The organism is Shewanella alkalitolerans (assembly GCF_019457575.1).
Lineage (GTDB): Bacteria > Pseudomonadota > Gammaproteobacteria > Enterobacterales > Shewanellaceae > Shewanella > Shewanella loihica.
Window position 1 is genome coordinate 2,394,244 of record NZ_CP080422.1, and the last position, 19,538, is coordinate 2,413,781.

Annotated in this window: 13 protein-coding genes; 5 read left to right on the top strand and 8 right to left on the bottom strand. The window is 54.2% G+C overall.

Annotated elements, in window-relative coordinates; genetic code table 11:
• Positions 1-100: 100 nt before the first annotated feature.
• A complete protein-coding gene (locus K0J45_RS10735) occupies positions 101-1,273 on the bottom strand; it encodes a hypothetical protein (protein WP_220042552.1) in 1,173 nt (390 codons plus the stop codon).
• Between the two features lie 223 nt (positions 1,274-1,496).
• Here K0J45_RS10735 and trhA point away from each other — a divergent pair, with 223 nt between their 5' ends.
• Positions 1,497-2,207 carry a PAQR family membrane homeostasis protein TrhA gene (gene trhA, locus K0J45_RS10740; RefSeq protein ID WP_258406668.1) on the top strand — a complete coding sequence of 237 codons (711 nt, stop codon included), beginning with the start codon at positions 1,497-1,499 and terminating at the stop codon, positions 2,205-2,207.
• Here trhA and K0J45_RS10745 read toward each other — a convergent pair.
• The 5 genes from K0J45_RS10745 to def all read right to left on the bottom strand — a co-directional run bounded on the left by K0J45_RS10745 (position 2,181) and on the right by def (position 9,833).
• A complete protein-coding gene (locus tag K0J45_RS10745) occupies positions 2,181-2,732 on the bottom strand; it encodes a DTW domain-containing protein (protein WP_220042553.1) in 552 nt (183 codons plus the stop codon). The two genes, trhA and K0J45_RS10745, sit on opposite strands and share 27 nt — an antisense overlap.
• 166 nt (positions 2,733-2,898) lie before the next feature.
• Positions 2,899-6,120 carry an error-prone DNA polymerase gene (locus K0J45_RS10750; protein ID WP_220042554.1) on the bottom strand — a complete coding sequence of 1,074 codons (3,222 nt, stop codon included), beginning with the start codon at positions 6,118-6,120 and terminating at the stop codon, positions 2,899-2,901.
• Positions 6,120-8,159: a Y-family DNA polymerase gene (locus K0J45_RS10755; RefSeq protein WP_220042555.1), complete on the bottom strand. Its 2,040-nt coding sequence runs from the start codon at positions 8,157-8,159 to the stop codon at positions 6,120-6,122. Before K0J45_RS10755 ends, K0J45_RS10750 begins: the two co-directional genes overlap by 1 nt.
• Positions 8,160-8,996: a translesion DNA synthesis-associated protein ImuA gene (imuA, locus tag K0J45_RS10760; RefSeq protein WP_220042556.1), complete on the bottom strand. Its 837-nt coding sequence runs from the start codon at positions 8,994-8,996 to the stop codon at positions 8,160-8,162.
• Between the two features lie 345 nt (positions 8,997-9,341).
• Positions 9,342-9,833: a peptide deformylase gene (def, locus tag K0J45_RS10765; RefSeq protein ID WP_220042557.1), complete on the bottom strand. Its 492-nt coding sequence runs from the start codon at positions 9,831-9,833 to the stop codon at positions 9,342-9,344.
• A gap of 179 nt (positions 9,834-10,012) precedes the next feature.
• Between def and K0J45_RS10770 the strand changes: the two genes are divergently transcribed.
• The 3 genes from K0J45_RS10770 to K0J45_RS10780 all read left to right on the top strand — a co-directional run bounded on the left by K0J45_RS10770 (position 10,013) and on the right by K0J45_RS10780 (position 13,278).
• On the top strand, positions 10,013-11,734 hold the full coding sequence (locus tag K0J45_RS10770) for an MFS transporter (RefSeq protein ID WP_220042558.1): 1,722 nt from the start codon (positions 10,013-10,015) through the stop codon (positions 11,732-11,734).
• 366 nt (positions 11,735-12,100) lie between these two features.
• Complete coding sequence (locus K0J45_RS10775) at positions 12,101-12,427, top strand: MGMT family protein (RefSeq protein ID WP_041406634.1); 327 nt, start codon at positions 12,101-12,103, stop codon at positions 12,425-12,427.
• 47 nt (positions 12,428-12,474) lie between these two features.
• Complete coding sequence (locus K0J45_RS10780) at positions 12,475-13,278, top strand: DUF3108 domain-containing protein (RefSeq protein ID WP_220045277.1); 804 nt, start codon at positions 12,475-12,477, stop codon at positions 13,276-13,278.
• A gap of 171 nt (positions 13,279-13,449) precedes the next feature.
• Here the strand turns inward: K0J45_RS10780 and K0J45_RS10785 are convergent, their stop codons facing one another.
• Positions 13,450-14,235 (bottom strand): class II glutamine amidotransferase, encoded by a 786-nt coding sequence (locus K0J45_RS10785; protein ID WP_220042559.1) that lies wholly within the window; start codon positions 14,233-14,235, stop codon positions 13,450-13,452.
• A 240-nt stretch (positions 14,236-14,475) separates the two neighbouring features.
• Between K0J45_RS10785 and fadE the strand changes: the two genes are divergently transcribed.
• Complete coding sequence (fadE, locus tag K0J45_RS10790; protein WP_220042560.1) at positions 14,476-16,923, top strand: acyl-CoA dehydrogenase FadE; 2,448 nt, start codon at positions 14,476-14,478, stop codon at positions 16,921-16,923.
• Positions 16,924-17,030: 107 nt separating this feature from the next.
• On the opposite strand, the gene K0J45_RS10795 is transcribed toward fadE, so the two are convergent.
• Positions 17,031-18,962 (bottom strand): cation:proton antiporter, encoded by a 1,932-nt coding sequence (locus K0J45_RS10795; protein ID WP_220042561.1) that lies wholly within the window; start codon positions 18,960-18,962, stop codon positions 17,031-17,033.
• Positions 18,963-19,538 lie beyond the last annotated feature (576 nt).

A 19,538-nucleotide genomic window follows, 5' to 3' on the forward strand; every position in this document is an offset into this window, starting at 1 on the left:
AATGCTGGCATCAAATTAACAGTGCATAACAACCAAGTAAAATCAAAAACTTGAACAACACATAAGGCGAAAAATATTATTTAAATGAAAATATATCACGCTAATTTTTATCTTTAACCTTCACGCCCATCATACTCAGATGCTTATCGAGAGAGTCTTTAATCGCCTGTTTCACCTTGTCGCCACCACACTTAAAGGGGAAGCCTAAGTTTTCCCCATGGGGGTTAATTGCTGTCGCCACACTCACGACCCGATAACAGGTATCCCCTATCTTGACGATGCGATTGGGATCCACCTTGCTGTCTAAGGTGATTGCCGTCTCATACTCGTTCTCCTTAGGCAAGGCTAACACCCTCATCTCGCCATCCATCTCGCTCATCGACTTTTTCTGGGTGGCCTTGTCGGCGGCGTGCTCGACTAGCTTGTCCAGCTGTGCCTGTCTGTATCTTGCCATATAATCGCCAGTTGCAGCGCTTACCGCTCCCGAGTCTGCTGCTCCCCTCTCCAGATTAAGACCTTTCGCAGCCTTGAAAGAGAATGCTTCATTCTTTTTCTGAGTGTCAGCGTGCACTTCGATTTTAGGCGCGATGTTAAACTCGGAGGGATCAACTGCTGGAACAACGGAGGGCTCAACACTTGCTTGGGTAACATTAGGCTGGAAACGAGTAACTTGAGTCGCTGACGCCTCCTTCTCTGGACTCGGCTTAATCGGAGCGGCACTTTGCTGAGCGAAAATCGGCGCCGGATTGTCCTCTGTCACTTCAGCCCTTTGATTAAGCGTATCTTGCTTTGGCGCGTTTACTGGTACCTCAGCAGGGCGAGATTTGGCCTTCATGGCGTCAAACTCTGCCTGAGTCAGCATATAGGCGCTGATGGCCTTCTTGTCTTGCTTAATTGATTCCTGAGCCAGATATGGCCCCTTAAACTGCCAACTCAAGAAAGCCAGCAATGCAAGATGTGCCAGCAAGACGACCAAGAAGAGTGACAGATCTTTCCAGCCAATCCTTGCAGCTATAGCGATAGAAAGTGGGCCTTCAAAAGGTGCGTTAGGAACAAGTTCCTTAAGCGAAAGTTCCTCAAGCGAAAGCTCCTTAACCAAAAGCTCCTCTGCATGAGCGCCTTGGTCGGCTTGCTTACCCGCTAATGGCTCACTTGCTAGATGGCAGAAGACTAACTGCTCGATATCAATATCAGCATTAAGGTTTAGGTTTAGATTAAGATTGAGGTCAAGCCAGGAAGATTGGCTATCCTTAGGGTGCACTCGCAATAGCAACTCATCCTTTCCTTAGGAAACTTAGCATTTTAGAGAAGAAGAGATGCTATTAGTTCAATCAAGGATAGATAGTGGACAGTCTGAAATTTAAAAAGCAATAAATTCAATCACTAACATGACAAAATCCGAATTAGGCGTACACATGTACGCTTAACTGTTTCTTTTGCACCAGCATGCTGTTAGACTCACCATTAACGAGGTCTAACCAGTTTTAGAGAGTCTAATGCCACCACAGTCCCTGCCGCCACAAACCATACAGCCCCAAGAGATCGGCCTGAATAGTCAGCCCAGCTTTGCTGCTACGGCCGCTCCCTATAGCCGCGCAGAAGAGCTGGCAAACGCCCTCAGCCATGGCCTGGGTGTGATTGCAGGTATTCTGGCGCTAGCGTTTTCACTGCATAAGGGATGGGACAGGCTCACCGATCTTCAACTGGGCGGATTGGCACTCTATTGTTTGAGCATCATACTCCTGTTTCTCTGCTCAACGCTCTATCACAGCGTCTCGGCACCTAAGTTAAAGCATAAACTCAAGATAGCCGATCACTGCGCCATCTATCTGTTGATCGCCGGCACCTACACGCCGCTGATGCAGATCCTGCTCGACAGTGTCGAGGCCGATGCCATTCTCATCGCCATCTGGAGTCTGGCCCTAGGCGGGATCCTGTTTAAGACACTGTTTATTCACCGCTTCAAGATCTTTAGCCTAGTGCTTTATCTGGTGATGGGCTGGTTGTGTGTCATAGTGATGAAGCAGCTGCTTGCAGCCATGACGCTACTGGGCTTTCAGCTACTGCTGGCGGGCGGGATCTTCTACAGCACCGGGGTGATCTTCTATGTGGGTAAACGCATTCCCTATAATCACGCCATCTGGCATCTGTTTGTGCTCGCCGGCGCCCTCAGCCACTTCCTATGCGTCTACCTGACGGTGATCTAACATAAAGAGATCAAACGCCTCATCAAGCTGCTGTGCCTCCTGGCTCATCCCTAAACTGTGCATCAGGCTAATGATGCACTCTATGGTGCACAGACCTTGAGATAACTGATTCCGCCTTAGGCGATAGCGTGACGGTTCGCTTTCCTGCAGCGTCAACCTCTTCGCCGCTTGCAGATAGGGGCTCTGACGCATCATCTTTCTAGCCTCCTGCCAGGTGGCATCGAGAATGATCACCTGACGCATGCCCTGCTCTTCATCTATTTTGGCTAGGAGTTGCTCGGGCGTGCTAACCTGATTCACGCTCGAGCCCATTCTCGAACCTGAGTCGGTTTCGTCTGTGTCGCGCTCCTTTGGAAAGAGCAGCAGAGCTTCACCCGATTCACAGGCCTGCTTCAACGCCTCATCGGGCGCGATCCGTGACCAGGGCACACGGCGACACAGCTCAGGAAATGCAGCTAACGCCAGCTGGCCAGTGTTGCTGGGACGATCGTACTCCCGCTCGTGCGTTAACAAGACAAACTTCACCCTTTCTCTCCCGGTCATTTTGCTGGTATTTGGAGCCTAAACTCACGCCTATCGTTGAACCAAAGGCGATGAGTATACCTCAAAGGGCTAGAACGAGGACAATGACAGGAACAACCCGAGTAAGCCTGTTGTGGCTCGCCAGGATGGCATCATTAACACGCGACCACTAACGAAAGTCCCGCGAGCTCGATTCAAAATTATTCACCAAAGCCGATAGATCGTCCAGCCTGCCCGCGATGATATGTGATACGCCAGACTGAGTCTCTAGCATCCCAGTTACCTTTAAAATTTTTGATGTTAAAAATGGCTGACGCTGCGCCCTGGCTGTGGCACTCCAGACGATCACATTGATGTTGCCCGTCTCATCTTCTAAGGTCACGAAGGTAACCCCAGAGGCGGTACCGGGACGCTGACGCCCCACCACCACGCCCGCCACATGCACAAGCTGCCCATGACGACAATCGGCTAACTCACTGGCGCGGCGACAGCCCACAAATGGCGCCAGCCCTCTAAGCTGAGCCATCACATGGCGCCCCAGGCTGAGCCCCAGATGGCGATAGTCGCTCTGCATGGCAGCCATCTCACTTGGGGGCGCCAACACCACATCACTGGCGACAGCAGGCAAGTCATCGAACAGCGGAAGGCTCGGCTGATAGGCACTGAGTTGCCAGCGCGCCTGATACCTATGCCCGGCCAGCGTCAACAGGGCATCGGCGCTGGCCAGCAAGGTCAGACAGCCCTGAGATAAACCTAGCTCATAGAGCTGCTCGGCCCGGGTAAAGCCGCCTTCGGGGCGCGCCGCGACAAGGGTCTTGATCTCCTCCAGCCTGAGTCCCTTCACTTGCCTAAAGCCCAGGCGTATCGCAGGCTGCTCAGCCTCCTGCAGGGGCACCAGGCTATTATCCCATTCACTGTAATTGACACATACCGGCAGTACCATAACATCGTGGCGCTGCACATCCTGAATAAGCTGCGACGGGCTATAGAAGCCCATGGGTTGGCTGTTAAGCAAGGCGCAGCAGAAGGCCGCCGGATAATGATGTTTAAGATAGGCCGACACATAGGCCAGCAGGGCAAAGCTGGCCGAATGCGACTCGGGAAAGCCATACTCGCCAAAGCCTTTGATCTGCCTGTAGATCTGCTCGGCGAATGTTTGGCTGTACCCCCGCGCCGCCATCCCCTGAAGCAGTTTAGCCTCAAACTTTTCAAGCTCACCGGTACGCTTCCAGCTCGCCATCGCCCGGCGCAGCTGATCTGCCTCGCCGCCACTGAACCCTGCAGCCACCATGGCCAGCTGGATCACCTGTTCCTGAAAGATAGGGACCCCCATGGTACGAGACAGCACGGACTCGACCGCCGGGCTGGGATATTCCACCGCCTCCAGGCCATCACGTCGCCTCAGATAGGGATGTACCATGTCCCCCTGAATTGGCCCGGGCCTGACGATGGCGATCTGCACCACCAGATCGTAATAACAGGCTGGCTTAAGCCTTGGCAGCATGGCGCTCTGTGCCCGGGACTCGACCTGAAACACCCCTATGCTGTCGCCCGCCTGCAACATGCCATAGACCTCGGCTTCCTCCCATGCCACATCGGCCATGGAAAAGGCTTTCTCAGGGCGACTCAGCAAGGCGAAAGTCTTACGGATCGCCGTCAGCATCCCCAGGGCCAGGATATCCACCTTTAACAGCCCCAGGCTCTCTAAGTCATCCTTATCCCACTGGATCACGGTGCGATCCGCCATGGCCGCATTTTCAATGGGCACCAGCTCAGACAAGGGCCCTGCCGAGATGATAAAGCCTCCCACGTGCTGAGACAGATGGCGGGGAAAACCGATCAGCGTCTGCACCAAGGGCTGCAACATGCGCCCGCGGCCAGCCTCCGGCAGCATGGCGGCAAGCTGAGTCGTCCAGTGATGTTTGGGATCCCGGCGATCGATATTCTTTATCATTAGGGCTACCTGCTCGGCATCTATCCCCAGCGCCTTACCTACATCGCCCATGGCACTCTTGAATCGATAGCAGATCACCGCCGCGGCCAGCGCCGTACGCTCACGGCCATATTTGCGATAGATGTACTGGATCACCTCCTCGCGCCGCTCATGCTCGAAGTCCACGTCGATATCCGGCGGCTCGTTACGCTCCTTGGAGATGAAACGTTCAAACAACATGTTGATCTTGGTGGGGTCCACCTCTGTGATCCCCAGGCAATAACAGACCACAGAGTTAGCCGCCGAGCCCCTTCCCTGATAGAGGATCTGCTGAGACTTGGCGAAACAGACGATGTCATAGATGGTCAGAAAGAAATACTCATAGGCCATCGCCGCGATCAGCTCTAGCTCCTTCTCATACTGCGCCTTCACCCTATCGGGCACCCCATCGGGAAAGCGGCGTTTGGCGCCTTCACGCACCGCCTGCGCCAGATAGTCACTGGCCAGCATGCCGGCGGGCACCACCTCGGCTGGGTACTCATACTTGAGCTCATCCAGAGAGAAGTGGCAGCGACGGGCCAGGGCCAGACCGTTATCGATCCACTCCTGAGGATAACGTTTATGCTGCGCCGCAATCGGCTTGAGGCTGGCCTCGGCGTTGATGGAGCATAGCGCCGCGCCGCTGTCGAGATCCCGCCCATGTGCGATACAGGTTAAAATATCCAGCAGCGGCTGACGCTCCGCCTCGTGCATGCGCACGCCGCCAGCCGCCACGCAGGGAATGTTCTGAGCCTGACTCAGCCATTGCCACTGCTGCAGATTAAGCGCCTCTCCCGGTAGCAAGAGCCGCTCCATCAGCAGATGCAGACGATCCGGAAAGGCTAAAACCAGCCGTGAGGCGATGCTCACTATGTGCTCACGATAACGGGACAACAGATTAGGCCTATCACTCTGTGCAGCATGGTTCCCTGCCGTATCACTCTCTGCCGTATCGTTTACGGCCAAGCCACTCCTTGCATCATCACTCCTTGCCTCGCCACTCCTTGCTTCGCCAGCCTGCCTGAACTGCGCCAGCGTGGGCGGGTGCCATAGCAGCAGGCTCTCCTGCTGAGCCAAGATGGCCTCCAGGCTCACTCGGTACTCACCCTTGCCCTGGCTTCGCCTGGCGTTGGTGATCAGGGCGCTGATCTCACCATAGGCCAAACGGCAAGGCGCCAGCAGCACGAACAGCCCCTCATCGAGATGAAACTCGGCGCCCAGGATCAGCTTAAGATCGCAGCGCTTGGCCGCCTCATGGGCCTTGACCACACCGGCAAAGGAGCATTCGTCGGTCAGCGCCAATGCCTGATAGCCAAGGCGCTTAGCCTGCTCCACCAGCTCGTGAGGATGGGAAGCCCCGCGCAAGAAGCTGTAGTTCGAGAGGACGTGCAATTCGGCGTACTGTAATTCGCTGTACATTAGCCAAACCATCCCTGTAGGAATAACCCCTCAGGCGAGCGAAATACCCAGCAGAGCCCCCCCTGATGCATACGGGCAAGGTAATAATCCCGCGGCGAGGCCGCCGACCAGGGACTGTGCAGCCGCTCCGGCCCCTTAAGCAGGCTCACCGACTCCGGCGCCAACGGTTCGGGCTGGCGCAGTAACCAATTAGGGCGGATGCGGCCATCGCACAGGCCATGAAACAGATCTGCAAATAAGGTTGCCTCCTCGCTCAGCGCCCGAGTCTTGCCCTGATAGCTTGCCCTCGGCTCGGCGCACCGATCATACGCTTGGCGCTCAAGCGCTTGGCTTTCAAACTTTTGGCTGGAAGCACCTCGAGTAGAAACGCTTTGACTAGAAATACTTTGACAAGAAGTGTTTTGACGGGAAGCGCTTTGAGAAACGGCTTGATTCGATCGCTTACCCCCCAAAGCGCCCGAGCGGCTTTGAGAGGCTCGGCTCTGAGAAAGCGAGCGGCTCTGCCAGCTCAGCTCCGGCAGATGGTGACTGCAGTGCTCAAGTCCCTTGACCTTATCCGCACCTAGACGCGCCTCAAGCAGTGAGAGCAGGCGCATGCTGGCATCACTCTTACCCTCGCCCTGCCACCAATTGGATGTCTGCACCGATAGCGGCACTAGGGTATCGGCCTGAATCGCCAGGCTGATCACCGGCGCCGCCAGGGTGAGACTCTCTAGCTGCACACGGCAGAGTTTAAGTAAGGCATCTGCCCTATGCTCGGCGAAGGGATAACGGATCTCGCAGCGCAGTGGCACCAGACTCAAGTCGCGAAACACTAAGGTTAATGACAGCGCCAGCACCGCCTGCTGGCGCTGCACCAGATAGGCCGATAGTGTTCCTAGCATGCGCCCGAGGGGAAAGGCCAAGCCTTCGAGATGACTCACCTCATAGAGCAATTCAAGCTTGTGACGATAAGACTCTGGCATCTGGTAAAACTCGTGTACCTGAGGCAGCAGCCCCTTGAGCTGAGCCAGCAGGGTTAAGACACTCTCGCCAAAGCGCTCACCAAGCTCCTTGAGTGGCAAGGCGAGCAGCGCCTGCACCTGAGTAAGCCCCATGTTCTCGCAAGACTGCAGCACATGCCCAGGCAGTGGCAAGACAGAGAGCGGCAGAGGCGCGACCTGCTTGAGAGCGATCAGAGGTAAACTAACCAGAGATGCCCCCGCTTGCTCATCTATCGATTGCGCTTTGGTTTCTTCTCCTTGGCCTTTCTCTCCTAGGGCTTTCTCTTCTTGGTTTTTCTCTTCTTGATTTTTCTCTTCTAGGGCAGCTTCTCTCACTTCTCGATTAGCGAGATATGTGGATGCTGTGGCACCAATTTCCGACTCTAGGCTCTCTGGCTTAAAGTTCCCTCGCTTAGAGTTCCCTAACTTAGTGCACCTAGACTCGCGAGTTTCTTTCGGGTTCCTCTTGTTATCACAGGTGACATCTGCAGGCAGAGTGAGCGGTAGATGCCTAGCTCCCAACTGAGCCAGCAAGGCATTCTCCCCCAGGGCAAATTGACACTCGAGGCCATAGCCTTGGGCGCTCTTCTGATATTGACGGATGAGCCTATCCAGGCCGCCGAAGATCTTTGCCATGGAGCCCACCTCCAGCAGTAGGGTGTCTGCCACACTGGGCACATCATAGGATCGACTCGATTTGCTTGCTTTATGTGACTTACTCGGCTTATTTAGCCTATGCTGCTGGGCCTGCTCGAACGGGCAGACAGGCGGCACGACCCTGGCACTGTAGCCATAACTCCACTGGCACAGCCAATGGCTGGCCTCCTGACTCAAAGAGGGTTCATAGGCCAGCAGTTGCAGCGATGGGCAGAGCGCCTGGGCGGTAGCCAGGCTCTGCCCCGGCTCCACGCCCAGCTTAGCCGCGGCACTCGATGCGATCAAGATCTGACTCGACTGACGCTCAAAGAGGGCCAGCTCGCCGCCCTGGGGCAAGCCTTGATGATAGCTTTGATACTGGAGTAACCAGTGGGGAAAATAGACCGCCAGCCACAACATCTACGCACTCCAGGGGCCTTGTAAGATCTGACCGCTCAGCTGCTTATTCAGCTCATTTTCCAATCTCTTATCCTGCTCCTGCTGTTTAGTCACATCGAGCATCAGACTCTGGGCTAGTAGCTCGGGTAGCAGGGATAAGGAGAAGCGCGGCGCTGGCCAGCCACCACGGCGCTTTAGAATATCCACCTGGGTCTCGAGAAGCCTATCGTTGCCCATTTTTGTGTTAGCTTCGCTACTGCTTTCTATCTTGGTTCCTGTGTTGATTTCAGTGCTAGGTTGCAAGGCGATCCGCAGTGGCACGGGATGAGCCTGCTCCTTGAGCTTGCTTGGCAGATAACAGAGACACAGGCTCTCGCCCTTCTCGCAAGCAAGCTGCAAACGCCTGGCCTGACTGACACTGAGATCCTCGAGCCAACATAAGACCAGAGGCGAGGCGCCGCTGGTTAAGATCTGCTCGAGCGCCCAAAGCTGCTCCTTCGGCGTCTGAGTATCGACCCACAAGAGACGGCTTACATCTATCCCCTGCATCGCCAGCGACTGGGGATAAGGCACGTGAGGCGGCGCCACCAGACTCACCAACCCGGCAGCACTTCCCTCCCTCGATTGCCTAGGGATCAGACGGCGCATCAGAGGCAGCGCCAGGCTCAGCTCGCCGATCCCTTCGCTGGAGCAGAAGATCTCGCACAGCCCCTGACTGGGCCAGCCTCCCTGTCCCAGATGACGATTAAACTCAGGATAGCCGCTATCCAGCCCCATTTGTTGGGGATGATAGGCATCGCCGCGCCAGAGATCGCTGCGCTGGAGTAAACGTTCAAGTTGAAGATCTGCCAAGGCCATGATACACCCGCTCTCATTCGGTTCGATTCGGTTAAGCGCCCCTCGGAAATCGGACTATAGGCTAAGCCCTCATCAAGACTAATGCCTAAACCAAGACCTAAACCAGGACTTAGACCTGACTTAACCTAGCGTTATCCCAAACGCACCGAGTCACGCTCAACATAAATACCGCAAATACTGTATATAAATACAGTATATTTATAAATTGGCAGATCGCAAGCAGAGAAACCTGAGATTTGAGTGGAAGATCACCTCAAAGCATCGAGCCAACAGGCGACAGGCAGACACAAAAAAACCACCCTAGGGTGGTTTTATCGGTTATGGGTTATCGGCTATCGCTATCGATTAGCGATATTTCTTTACCTTCTTGAGCGCTATCTGCTGCTTGAGGGGCGACAAATGCTCGATAAAGACCTTGCCATCGAGATGATCCATCTCGTGTTGCAGAACGATTGCCAGGAAGTCATCGCTCTCGATCTCAAAGGCCTCACCCTGACGGTTAAGCGCCTTGACCTTCACCTTTTCGAAACGTGTCACCTTGGCGCGGTAGCCAGGAATTGAGAGACATCCCTCCTCGCCGACGATCTCGCCCGAACGCTCGACGAACTCAGGGTTGATCACCACCAAGGGCTGATCGCGATCCTCAGACAGATCAATCACTAAGATGGCGTGTTCGCTGCCCACCTGGGTAGCGGCCAGCCCTATGCCATCGTCTGTGTGGTACATGGTTTCGATAAGATCATCGATAAAACCTTGCACGGCGGCAATGTCTTCTACGGGCTTGGCCTTACGTTTCAGGCGCTCATCGGGAATGGTCAATATATCGAGTACAGGCATAGTCTCAGGTTCTGGTTAATCAAATTAGGCATATAAAGTGGCGCCATTATGACCGAAATCACATTAAAGGCAACCGCAATCGGGTTTTCCCTTCAGGCCAAGCCTTGCCGGCGACTTGTATTTCATCGCCCAAGTCGATAGCATGACCAGACAAATGTATACAATATACGAGAATAATAATGACGACCCCTACACGTACCCCTCTGCCCAGTACCTTTTATGTGGCCAACACCATGGAGATCTTCGAACGTCTCGCCTGGTATGGCTTCTTTACCCTCTCCTCCCTCTATATGACCTCTCCTGCTCACCAAGGCGGCTTAGGCTTTAGCGAACAGGAGCGTGGCCTGTTGCAGGGAATGATCCCCTTCTTTCTCTACCTGTTTCCCGTGCTTACCGGCGCCCTGGCCGATCGCTATGGCTACCGTAAGATGTTTCTTATCGCCTACGCCATCATGTGCCCCAGCTATTTCCTCCTGGGTCAGGTGAGCAGCTTTAGCGGCTTCTTCATCGCCTTCATGGGGGTCGCCATAGGCGCAGCCTGCTTTAAACCTGTGGTGACTGGCACTGTGGCGCGCACCACAGATCACACCAACCGCGGCCTGGGTTTTGGCATCTTCTATATGATGGTCAATGTGGGCGGCTTCCTCGGCCCCTTCATCGCAGGTTATGTCCGCGCCATCAGCTGGGACTGGGTCTTCATCATGTCGGCGATCTGGATAGGCATTAACTTCATACCGGCAACCTTCTTCTATCGTGAACCGACGGATCCCCACCAGCAGCGGGGCAAGCCGCTATCTCAGGTGTTGAGAGACATCCAAGAGGTTCTGGGCAACGCCCGTTTCGCCCTGCTGTTTTTCGGCACCTTAGTGATCCTGCTCTCCTACGGCGCCAAGTGGATCAGAGGCGAGCAGTGCCTCACCATCTATCTGGTGTGGTTTAGTCTGCATTTTCTCTGGAACACGCTGGCCAAGTCAGACAAGCAACTGCCCTGGTATCAGCAGAAGATCGCCCTTGGCAACAAACCCTTCGTGATCTACCTGCTTATCCTCTCCGGTTTCTGGATGGTCTACCAGCAGATCTTCATCACCCTGCCCATCTATATCCGTGACTTTGTCGATACCTCAGATCTTGTCACCATGCTCGCCTCCTGGCCCGGAATGCTCGACTTCTTCGCCCCCGTAGATATCACTCTGCTTAGCGACGAGCTTCTGAGCGCGGCAAAAGCCTACACAGCAGGAAGCCTGAGCCTGTCAGAGGCCTACTTCGACTTGGTACATGCCAAGGTGATGCTCCCAAAGGAGGAGCTGGGCGCAGCCCTTGGCGCAATCGCGCAAAGCCCAGAGCTGGCCAGCCAATATAGTCAGCAGTTTGCCCAGCAGTATCGTCAGGTGAACCCCGAATACCTTATCGGCTTGAACTTCCTCTCTATCGTGCTGATGCAGGTGATGGTAAGCCGCATTGCCGAGCGCTTCAGTCCGCTACCTGTATTGGTGGCCGGCACCCTCATCCTGGCACTGGGTACGGCGCTAGGTGGACTAGCTCATGGCATACTCATGGGCGGCGCCATGGTGCTCACCTCTATCTTAGTCTTCTCCATCGGCGAGATGGTGGCGTCCCCTAAGAGCCAGGAATATGTGGCCAGCTTCGCGCCCCAGGATAAGAAGGCGATGTTTATGGGCTACTATTTCGTCTCATCGGCCATCGGCTTCCTGCTGGCGGGCCCGCTATCGGGTTACCTCTACGCCGAAGTGGCTAAGGGCGCTGGTGAGCCCTCCCTGATGTGGTACATCATAGGCGGCTTCGGCCTGCTGGCCGCCATAGGCCTGGTGCTGTTTCATCGCTTTGGTGCCAAACAGGAGTTATCACAGGCTCAGCCAACCGCCTTGGGCGCACAAGGCTAGCGATACCGCCACGTCACACAGACAAGTGAGCAGACAGTTGAGCAGACAGGCCAAGCGACAAGGACCTGTCTGTTCTTTCCATCCCAAGCAACTCATAGCAGCGCGATCCAGCACTAAAGCGACTACCTCCCCCATCTTACCTCTCTCGCCGCTCAGGCTCTCGGATAGATTAACTCCCCCTTTAACCTTAGAAATTATAAAAAATCTGGTTTACTATCAGAACATAGCCTTAAGCCGGACAGAGGCGTGCTTAAGTTAAACGCATTAAGTTAAGCACTCTGGGCTTAAGCAATAGATCACTAACCTAATATGCAGAAGCCTTAGGGCCAAAACGGAGAACGCGTGGATCAGACACAGTTATCGCCCATGGCCAAGATATGGCATGTGATTGCCCTGATCCCCGAGGGGAAGGTCAGCTCCTATGGCAAGATAGCCGATCTCGCGGGGCTGCCCGGACGGGCACGCTACGTCTCCCGCGCCCTCAAGATGGCGCCCGATACATTGGAGCTTCCCTGGCATAGGGTGATCAACAGCCAAGGCAAAATAGCCTTTCCCGAGACCAGTCCCTATTTTATCGAGCAGATGCAGAGATTAAGAAGTGAAGCGATAGAAGTGAACCGAGGTAGGGTTAAGCTGTCCAAGTATGAGTGGCAGCCGGATCTGGCGACCCTAGTGTTTGCATTACCCTTTTAACCTTTAGTTACCGGGAGAAGGCCTTGTCGATATTCAAATCCGCATTCATGATTTCATCTTTCTGTGCCATTGCCCTTACCGCACAGGCCGATGAATACCCCTTGACCCCCCACACGGCCGAGTATCAGGTGAACTACGGCAGTATAGAGTTGGGTAAGGCGCGCTATCAGCTGCCGGCGCCTCAGGACAACTTATACCAATATCGTTTCGACAGCGACGTCAGCCTCTTGATGCTGTGGGATAAGCGCACCGTCATCAGCACCTTCAGCAAGGAGGGAGAGCAGCTTATCCCCATGCGCTTTACCCATAACCGCAGCGGCACCGGCTCCGACTATCAGGAGCAATCCGCCTATGTGCTGGATCAGAAACTGGTGCACAGCCGCTACAAGGATGAACGGGCAAAGTTTCCCTATACCCCGGATCTCTTCGACCCTCTAATGGTTCAGCTGCAGTTTAGGCTAGATATCATGAAGGGCAGCAATAAGCTGCACTACAAGATGCTCAAGAGCGGCGAGATCGATGAGTATGACTTTAAGGTGGTCGGCAAGGAGCGCATGGTGATCGCGAGCGGCACCTATGAGACGGTCAAGATAGAGGTGGTGCGGGACAACGATAAACGCCAAACCTTTTTCTGGATGTCACCCGAACTCGGTTATCTGCCTATCAGGCTGACCCACTTCGAGAAAGGCAGCAAACAGCTAGATATCACCCTGCTTAATTATCAGTACAGTGAGCCGACCATGGCGCAAACCAGCGAGCAGACCAATAAACAGGCGAGTAAACAGGCAAATCAACAGACAGGTGAACAGATCAAGGCCCTCGCAGATAGACAAAACCAGTCTCAGCCGTAGAAAGTCAGCCATAGATTTAGTTACTTGTCTGAATTACTCGCACATTCTGCCCGAAGGATTGGCATTCCCAACATCAGCATTAAAAAGGGGCCTTATGCCCCTTCTCTTTCTCCAAGGTTTACAACTAACCGTTTGCTCGGCCTAATCCCTTTAATTTAAGCTCTCTTGGCTTCAGCCTTCTTGAGTTAAAACAAGCTCGCCCCGGGCAAACAGCTTCCACTCTCCGGGCTTCAGAATATGCCAGTCTTCGTTATCGGTCAGCGGCCTGGTCGCGATCACGGTGACGATATCGTTGGGCGTCGTCTCCTTATCGAAATCGATCACCACGTCGGTATCGATAAGCTTGGCCTTACCAAAGGGGGCCCGTCGGGTAATGTGGCACAGGTTATTGCTGCAATAGCTCATCAGATGCTCACCGTCGCTCAAGATCATGTTAAACACCCCAAGGGCGCGGATCTCATCGGCCAGGGTGGCGATAAACTGATAAACGGGCAGCAGATCCGCAGGCGCCTGATCGCCAAAACGCTCCACCACCTTCTCTAAAATCCAGCAAAACGCCAGTTCGCTGTCGGTGTCACCCACAGGCTGATAACGGCGCACCGCAAATTTTTGCTGATAATCGCTAAGCTGACCATTATGGGCATAGGTCCAGTAGCGTCCCCATAACTCACGGGTGAAGGGGTGGGTATTTTCCAGCGACACACAGCCGCGATTGGCCTGGCGGATATGACTGACCACCACTTCACTCTTGATAGGGTAAGACTTGATCAACTGCGCCACATGGGACTGGCTACTCGGGCAGGCATCCTTGAAGGTGCGGCTGCCCTTACCTTCATAGAAGGTGATCCCCCAACCATCGACATGGGGACCTGTGACGCCACCACGCTCTGCCAGCCCGGTAAAACTAAACACGATATCCGTGGGCACATTGGCACTCATGGCCAGCAACTCACACATAAACAGACACCTTAACTCTAAATTGCTTATCTTATTTAATTCTAACGACTTGACCCAATTTGTGGAATCCTCGCCTCAACAAAAAAGTTAAACAATTGTTTGAAAAATGCTTGTATAAAACCCGCCATAGGGTTAGATTTTATGCGACACAGGTCTGACCAGCATCTATAATTGTGATTATGGTCATATAAAAAATGCTGACATAGAGCAGCTTTCGGTCGCTATTGAAGGAGAATTACCGTGACTAGCTTACTTTGGATTTTTGTGATGCTCTTTGCGTTAGGCGCCTTAGCCTACCTTAGAGTATCCCTGCTGACCTCGACCATCATCGCGGCTATCGTGATGGCACTGGGTACAGCAACTGCGAGCATTTCCCCCCTTGCCTGGCTGGTCTTTCTGGCCATCGCCCTACCGCTTAACATAGGCGCCTTCAGAAAAAGCGTGATCACCCGTCCGCTGCTGAAACTCTATAAAGGGATCATGCCGGAGATGTCTTCCACCGAAAAAGAAGCGATCGAAGCCGGTACCACTTGGTGGGAAGCGGATCTCTTTGCCGGTAAGCCTAACTGGAAGAAACTGCATAACTACCCTGTCGCCCGTCTGACCGCCGAAGAGCAGGCCTTCATCGAAGGACCGGTTGAGGAAGTGTGTAAGATGCTCAACCAGCATCAGGTTTCTCACCAACTCGGCGATCTGCCCGAATCTATCTGGCAATACCTCAAAGACAACGGCTTCTTCGCCATGATCATCAAGAAGAAGTACGGTGGTCTGGAATTCTCTGCCTATGCCCAGTCTCGCGTACTGCAAAAGCTAGCGGGCGTCTCTAGCGAGCTGGCCTCAACCGTTGGCGTGCCTAACTCTCTCGGCCCCGGCGAGCTGCTACAGCACTATGGTACCCCGGCGCAGCAAGATCACTACCTGCCTCGCCTGGCCAAAGGCCTGGAAGTTCCCTGTTTCGCCCTCACCAGCCCGGAAGCGGGTTCGGATGCAGGCGCCATCCCTGACTTTGGTATCGTCTGTAAAGGCCAATGGCAAGGCGAAGAAGTGCTGGGGATGAAACTGACCTGGAACAAACGCTATATCACCCTGGCGCCGGTTGCGACCGTGCTGGGTCTGGCGTTTAAGCTGCAAGATCCCGACAAGCTACTGGGCGACAAGGAAGAGCTGGGCATCACCTGCGCCCTGATCCCAACGGATGTGCCCGGCGTCGAAACCGGTCGTCGTCACTTCCCGCTGAACTGTATGTTCCAAAACGGTCCGACACGCGGCAACGAAGTGTTCGTTCCGCTGGACTTTATCATAGGTGGTCCAGAGATGGCCGGTCAGGGCTGGCGCATGCTGGTCGAGTGTCTCTCGGTTGGACGCGGTATCACACTACCTTCTAACTCAGCCGGCGGCATCAAGACAGCGGCAGTGGCCACAGGCGCCTACGCCCGCATTCGTCGTCAGTTCAAGCTACCTATCGGTAAGCTAGAAGGGATCGAAGAGCCAATGGCACGCATCGGCGGCAACGCCTATCTGATGGATGCGGTTACTACCCTGACTACCACAGGTATCGATCTTGGCGAGAAACCATCCGTTATCTCGGCCATCGTTAAGTATCACCTGACCGACAGAATGCAGAAATGCGTCATCGACGCCATGGACATTCACGGTGGTAAAGGCGTCTGTCTTGGCGAGAACAACTACCTGGGCCGTGGTTATCAGGCGGCGCCTATCGCCATTACCGTTGAGGGGGCTAACATCCTGACCCGCTCGATGATCATCTATGGTCAAGGGGCGATCCGTTGCCATCCCTACGTACTGGCCGAAATGGAAGCGGCGTTTGATCCCGACATGCACAAGTCGCTTAACGACTTCGACTCTGCCCTGTTTGGTCATATCGGCTTTACCACCAGCAACCTGGTGCGTAGCTTCTGGTTGGGCTTGACCTCTAGCTACTTCTCAAACAGCCCGTACAAGGACAAGACTAAGCGTTACTATCAGCACATGAACCGTTTCAGTGCCAACCTGGCCCTGCTATCGGATCTGGCCATGGCAACCCTTGGTGGCGGCCTCAAGCGTAAAGAGCGCGTCTCGGCCCGTCTTGGCGATCTGCTAAGTCAGTTGTATTTGGCCTCGGCGACCCTGAAGCGCTATCAGGATGAAGGCCGTCAGAGCGAAGATCTTGTGCTGGTACAATGGGCGGTTGAGGATGCCCTCTACAAGCTGCAAGACTCGCTGGACGATCTGCTCAACAACTTCCCGATGGGACTGGGCCGCGTGCTAAGAGTCATCCTCTTCCCATTTGGTCGTCCACTTAAGCGTCCAAGCGATGTTCTGGATCATAAGGTGGCTAAAATCATGCAAACCCCTTGTGCCAGCCGTGATCGCCTGGGTAAAGGCCAGTTCTGGACACCGTCTCCATTCAACGCCGTAGGTATTCAGGAGCAGACGTTTAAGGACATTCTGGCCTGTGAACCGCTGCACGATAAAATCTGCAAGGCTACCGGTAAACGCCACCCCTTCATGTGGCTGGATAAGCTAGCCGCCGAGGGTAAGGCGCTGGGGATCTTGAGCGATGAGGAAGTGGCGCTGCTCGAGCGCGCCGAAATTGGCCGCATGAAGTCAATCAATGTCGATGACTTCGACCCAGCCGAGCTTAGAGCGCAGACCCTAGACGATGAGACTCAACATCAAGCCGCCTGAACTCGAGGCGATAACTGATTCGTAAAAAAAGGAGGCAATCGCCTCCTTTTTTATGTCCTAAAACTACCAACGCTAATATTCAAGCAATAAAGATTGAAGCTAAAACATTAACCTGCCGCTTTCTCGTCTGCCGTCACAGCTGATGGCACCTGACTGCTTTTAATTTCCTGATTCCCATCAACTGGCCTAGAAGGCACACATTCACCGTCTTCAAGAGACGCTGCCGCCTTCTTCTCATCGGCCAACTGGGCTTCATTGAGAGCCTCCTCGGATAACAGGCTGATAAGCTCTATGCCCACTGGCAAGTCATCCACCGCCTGGGTGATAAGCTTCACCTTACCCTCTTGCAGATAGATGAGCGGCAAGGCGCCTTCGCCGTAGCGCTGCTTAAAATCGGCAAAGCTAAAGTTCTCCGTCAGGCTGGTACTCTTGATCTTGCCGCCTTTGGCAATAGTGCTGGCGAGCCTTGCATAGGTGACATTGTCACCAAACAGGCACAGACGCTCCAAATAGGACTCAGACAACTGATGGCGGGCGCTGTTACCCTCGCCGCTTCCCAGGCCAAACACCTTATTCTTGCCAAGAATATCTTGAAAATGAAAAGTCACCAGCGGATTGAGCTGACGATAGGGAGACAAGACCAGGAGGCGACCCAATCCCGTCATATCCAGCGCATTATCGGCATGCTCGGAGGCCGGGTTACCAAAATATACGGGAATATTATCCATGCGCGATAAACGTATGTTATCCCAGTTGTTATCAGCCAAGACCACGGACACATTCTTCTGCAGCAGTACCTTGGCAAGCTCTCTGGCGAACTTAGAGGCGCCAAAAATCAGCAGCCCCTGAGCGGAACCCGCCTTCACCCCTAAAAACCGCGCCCAGGCCCCGGCCGTGAGGCTCTGCGACACCACTGTACCTATGATGATCAAAAACACCAGCGGCACTATCTTGTCGGCCCCCGCCACCCCGAGTCGCTCAAGCTTGATGGCAAACAGCGAAGACACCGCCGCCGCGACTATCCCCCGCGGAGCCACCCAGCTGAGAAACCATTTATCGGCGCGAGGCAGCGAGGTGCCCACGGCGCAGCACCAGACACTTAATGGTCTGGCGACAAACATCACCACCAGCAAAAGCGCCAGCCCCTGCCATCCCAGTTGCATTAGCGCGGTAGAGTCCAACCTGGCCGCCAGCAGAATAAACAAGCCAGAGATGAAGAGTACGGTAAGCGTCTCCTTAAATTCGATGATCTCACCGATATCCACACCGCGCATATTCGCCAGCCAGATCCCCATCACGGTCACGGTAAGCAGGCCAGACTCTTCCTGCAGCAGGTTAGAGGCCACGAAGGCGCCGAGCATGATGGTGAGCACGGCGGTATTCTTAAGATAATGCGGCACCCAGGCCCGGCGCAGCATCACCCCTATGCCATAACCAAACAGGGCGCCAAGTCCCAGGCCGACACTCAGCATGGAAAACAGCGACAGCAGCACATGACTGGCGGGCTCGGCGGCCACAGTCAAATATTCAAACACTAACACGGCTAGCAAGGCGCCGATGGGATCGATCACTATCCCTTCCCAGCGCAAAATACTGGCCAGTTGCGATTTTGGCTTTATGCTGCGCAGCATAGGCACGATCACCGTTGGGCCGGTCACCACCACCAGCGCGCCAAACAACATGGCCAGCTCCCAAGAGAATCCCATGATGAAGTGCGTCGCAACACCGATACAGAGCCAGGTGACTAAGGTGCCGAGCGACACCAGATGGGTCACCATGCGGCCATGTTCGCGGATCTCGGAGAAATTGAGTGTAAGTGCGCCCTCAAACAGGATCACCGCTACCCCAAGGGAGATCACAGGAAACAGTAGATCGCCAAAAATGGCATCGGGATCCAGCAAGTTAAATACAGGCCCCACCAACAGACCACAGAGCAACAAGGGGAGTATCGCCGGCAGTCGCAGCCGCCAACCGAGCCACTGACACACAATTGATAAGATCCCCACTAACCCCAACATGGCCGTGATCTTTTCTACCATTATTTTTATCCTTAATGCGCTAAGGCTGACTCGCCCCAGTAACTAGCATGAGTATAGCCAAGACGGGCGACTAAATAGCACGCCTACTTTCCCTTTGTTTGCAAGATAACACTGTCAGCTCAAATGTATAGGACAACTGGATGCGAGCAGCGCAGTTTGGAGAGTCTGCTTGCTGCAGAAACAAGATATTAGAAAGATTGCTCGTCCCTTCACCATTGAGACCTAAATCTTGTAGGAGAGTTGGACAGGACTCGAACCGGCGTCCCAGACGTGACAGGCCGCCATGCTTTCAAAAAGCTAACCAACTGAGCTACCGCGCCCACCCTAGAGTTCTTTTATCTTCGACTGAATTCATCACAAAGGAAAACAGATACAAAAAAGCCCCGTCATTGCTGACGAGGCTTAAATGTTGTTGGCGGAGCAAACGGGACTTAAGCCCTCGTCACCGTCGTAACAGCCCGCCATGCTTTCAAAAGCGCTAACCAACTGAACTACCGCGCCTACCCTAAAACCCTAGCAATATGGGACTTATGCAAATTAAAGAAAAACAGATACAAAAAAGCCCCGTCATTACTG

Excerpts from the sequence above, each read along its gene's own strand:
- K0J45_RS10750 (WP_220042554.1), bottom strand. The coding sequence starts at position 6,120 with ATGTACAGCGAATTACAGTACGCCGAATTGCACGTCCTCTCGAACTAC.
- K0J45_RS10770 (WP_220042558.1), top strand. The coding sequence starts at position 10,013 with ATGACGACCCCTACACGTACCCCTCTGCCCAGTACCTTTTATGTGGCC.
- K0J45_RS10780 (WP_220045277.1), top strand. The coding sequence starts at position 12,475 with ATGATTTCATCTTTCTGTGCCATTGCCCTTACCGCACAGGCCGATGAA.
- imuA (WP_220042556.1), bottom strand. The coding sequence starts at position 8,996 with ATGGCCTTGGCAGATCTTCAACTTGAACGTTTACTCCAGCGCAGCGAT.
- K0J45_RS10785 (WP_220042559.1), bottom strand. The coding sequence starts at position 14,235 with ATGTGTGAGTTGCTGGCCATGAGTGCCAATGTGCCCACGGATATCGTG.
- K0J45_RS10775 (WP_041406634.1), top strand. The coding sequence starts at position 12,101 with ATGGCCAAGATATGGCATGTGATTGCCCTGATCCCCGAGGGGAAGGTC.
- def (WP_220042557.1), bottom strand. The coding sequence starts at position 9,833 with ATGCCTGTACTCGATATATTGACCATTCCCGATGAGCGCCTGAAACGT.
- K0J45_RS10795 (WP_220042561.1), bottom strand. The coding sequence starts at position 18,962 with ATGGTAGAAAAGATCACGGCCATGTTGGGGTTAGTGGGGATCTTATCA.
- trhA (WP_258406668.1), top strand. The coding sequence starts at position 1,497 with ATGCCACCACAGTCCCTGCCGCCACAAACCATACAGCCCCAAGAGATC.
- K0J45_RS10755 (WP_220042555.1), bottom strand. The coding sequence starts at position 8,159 with ATGTTGTGGCTGGCGGTCTATTTTCCCCACTGGTTACTCCAGTATCAA.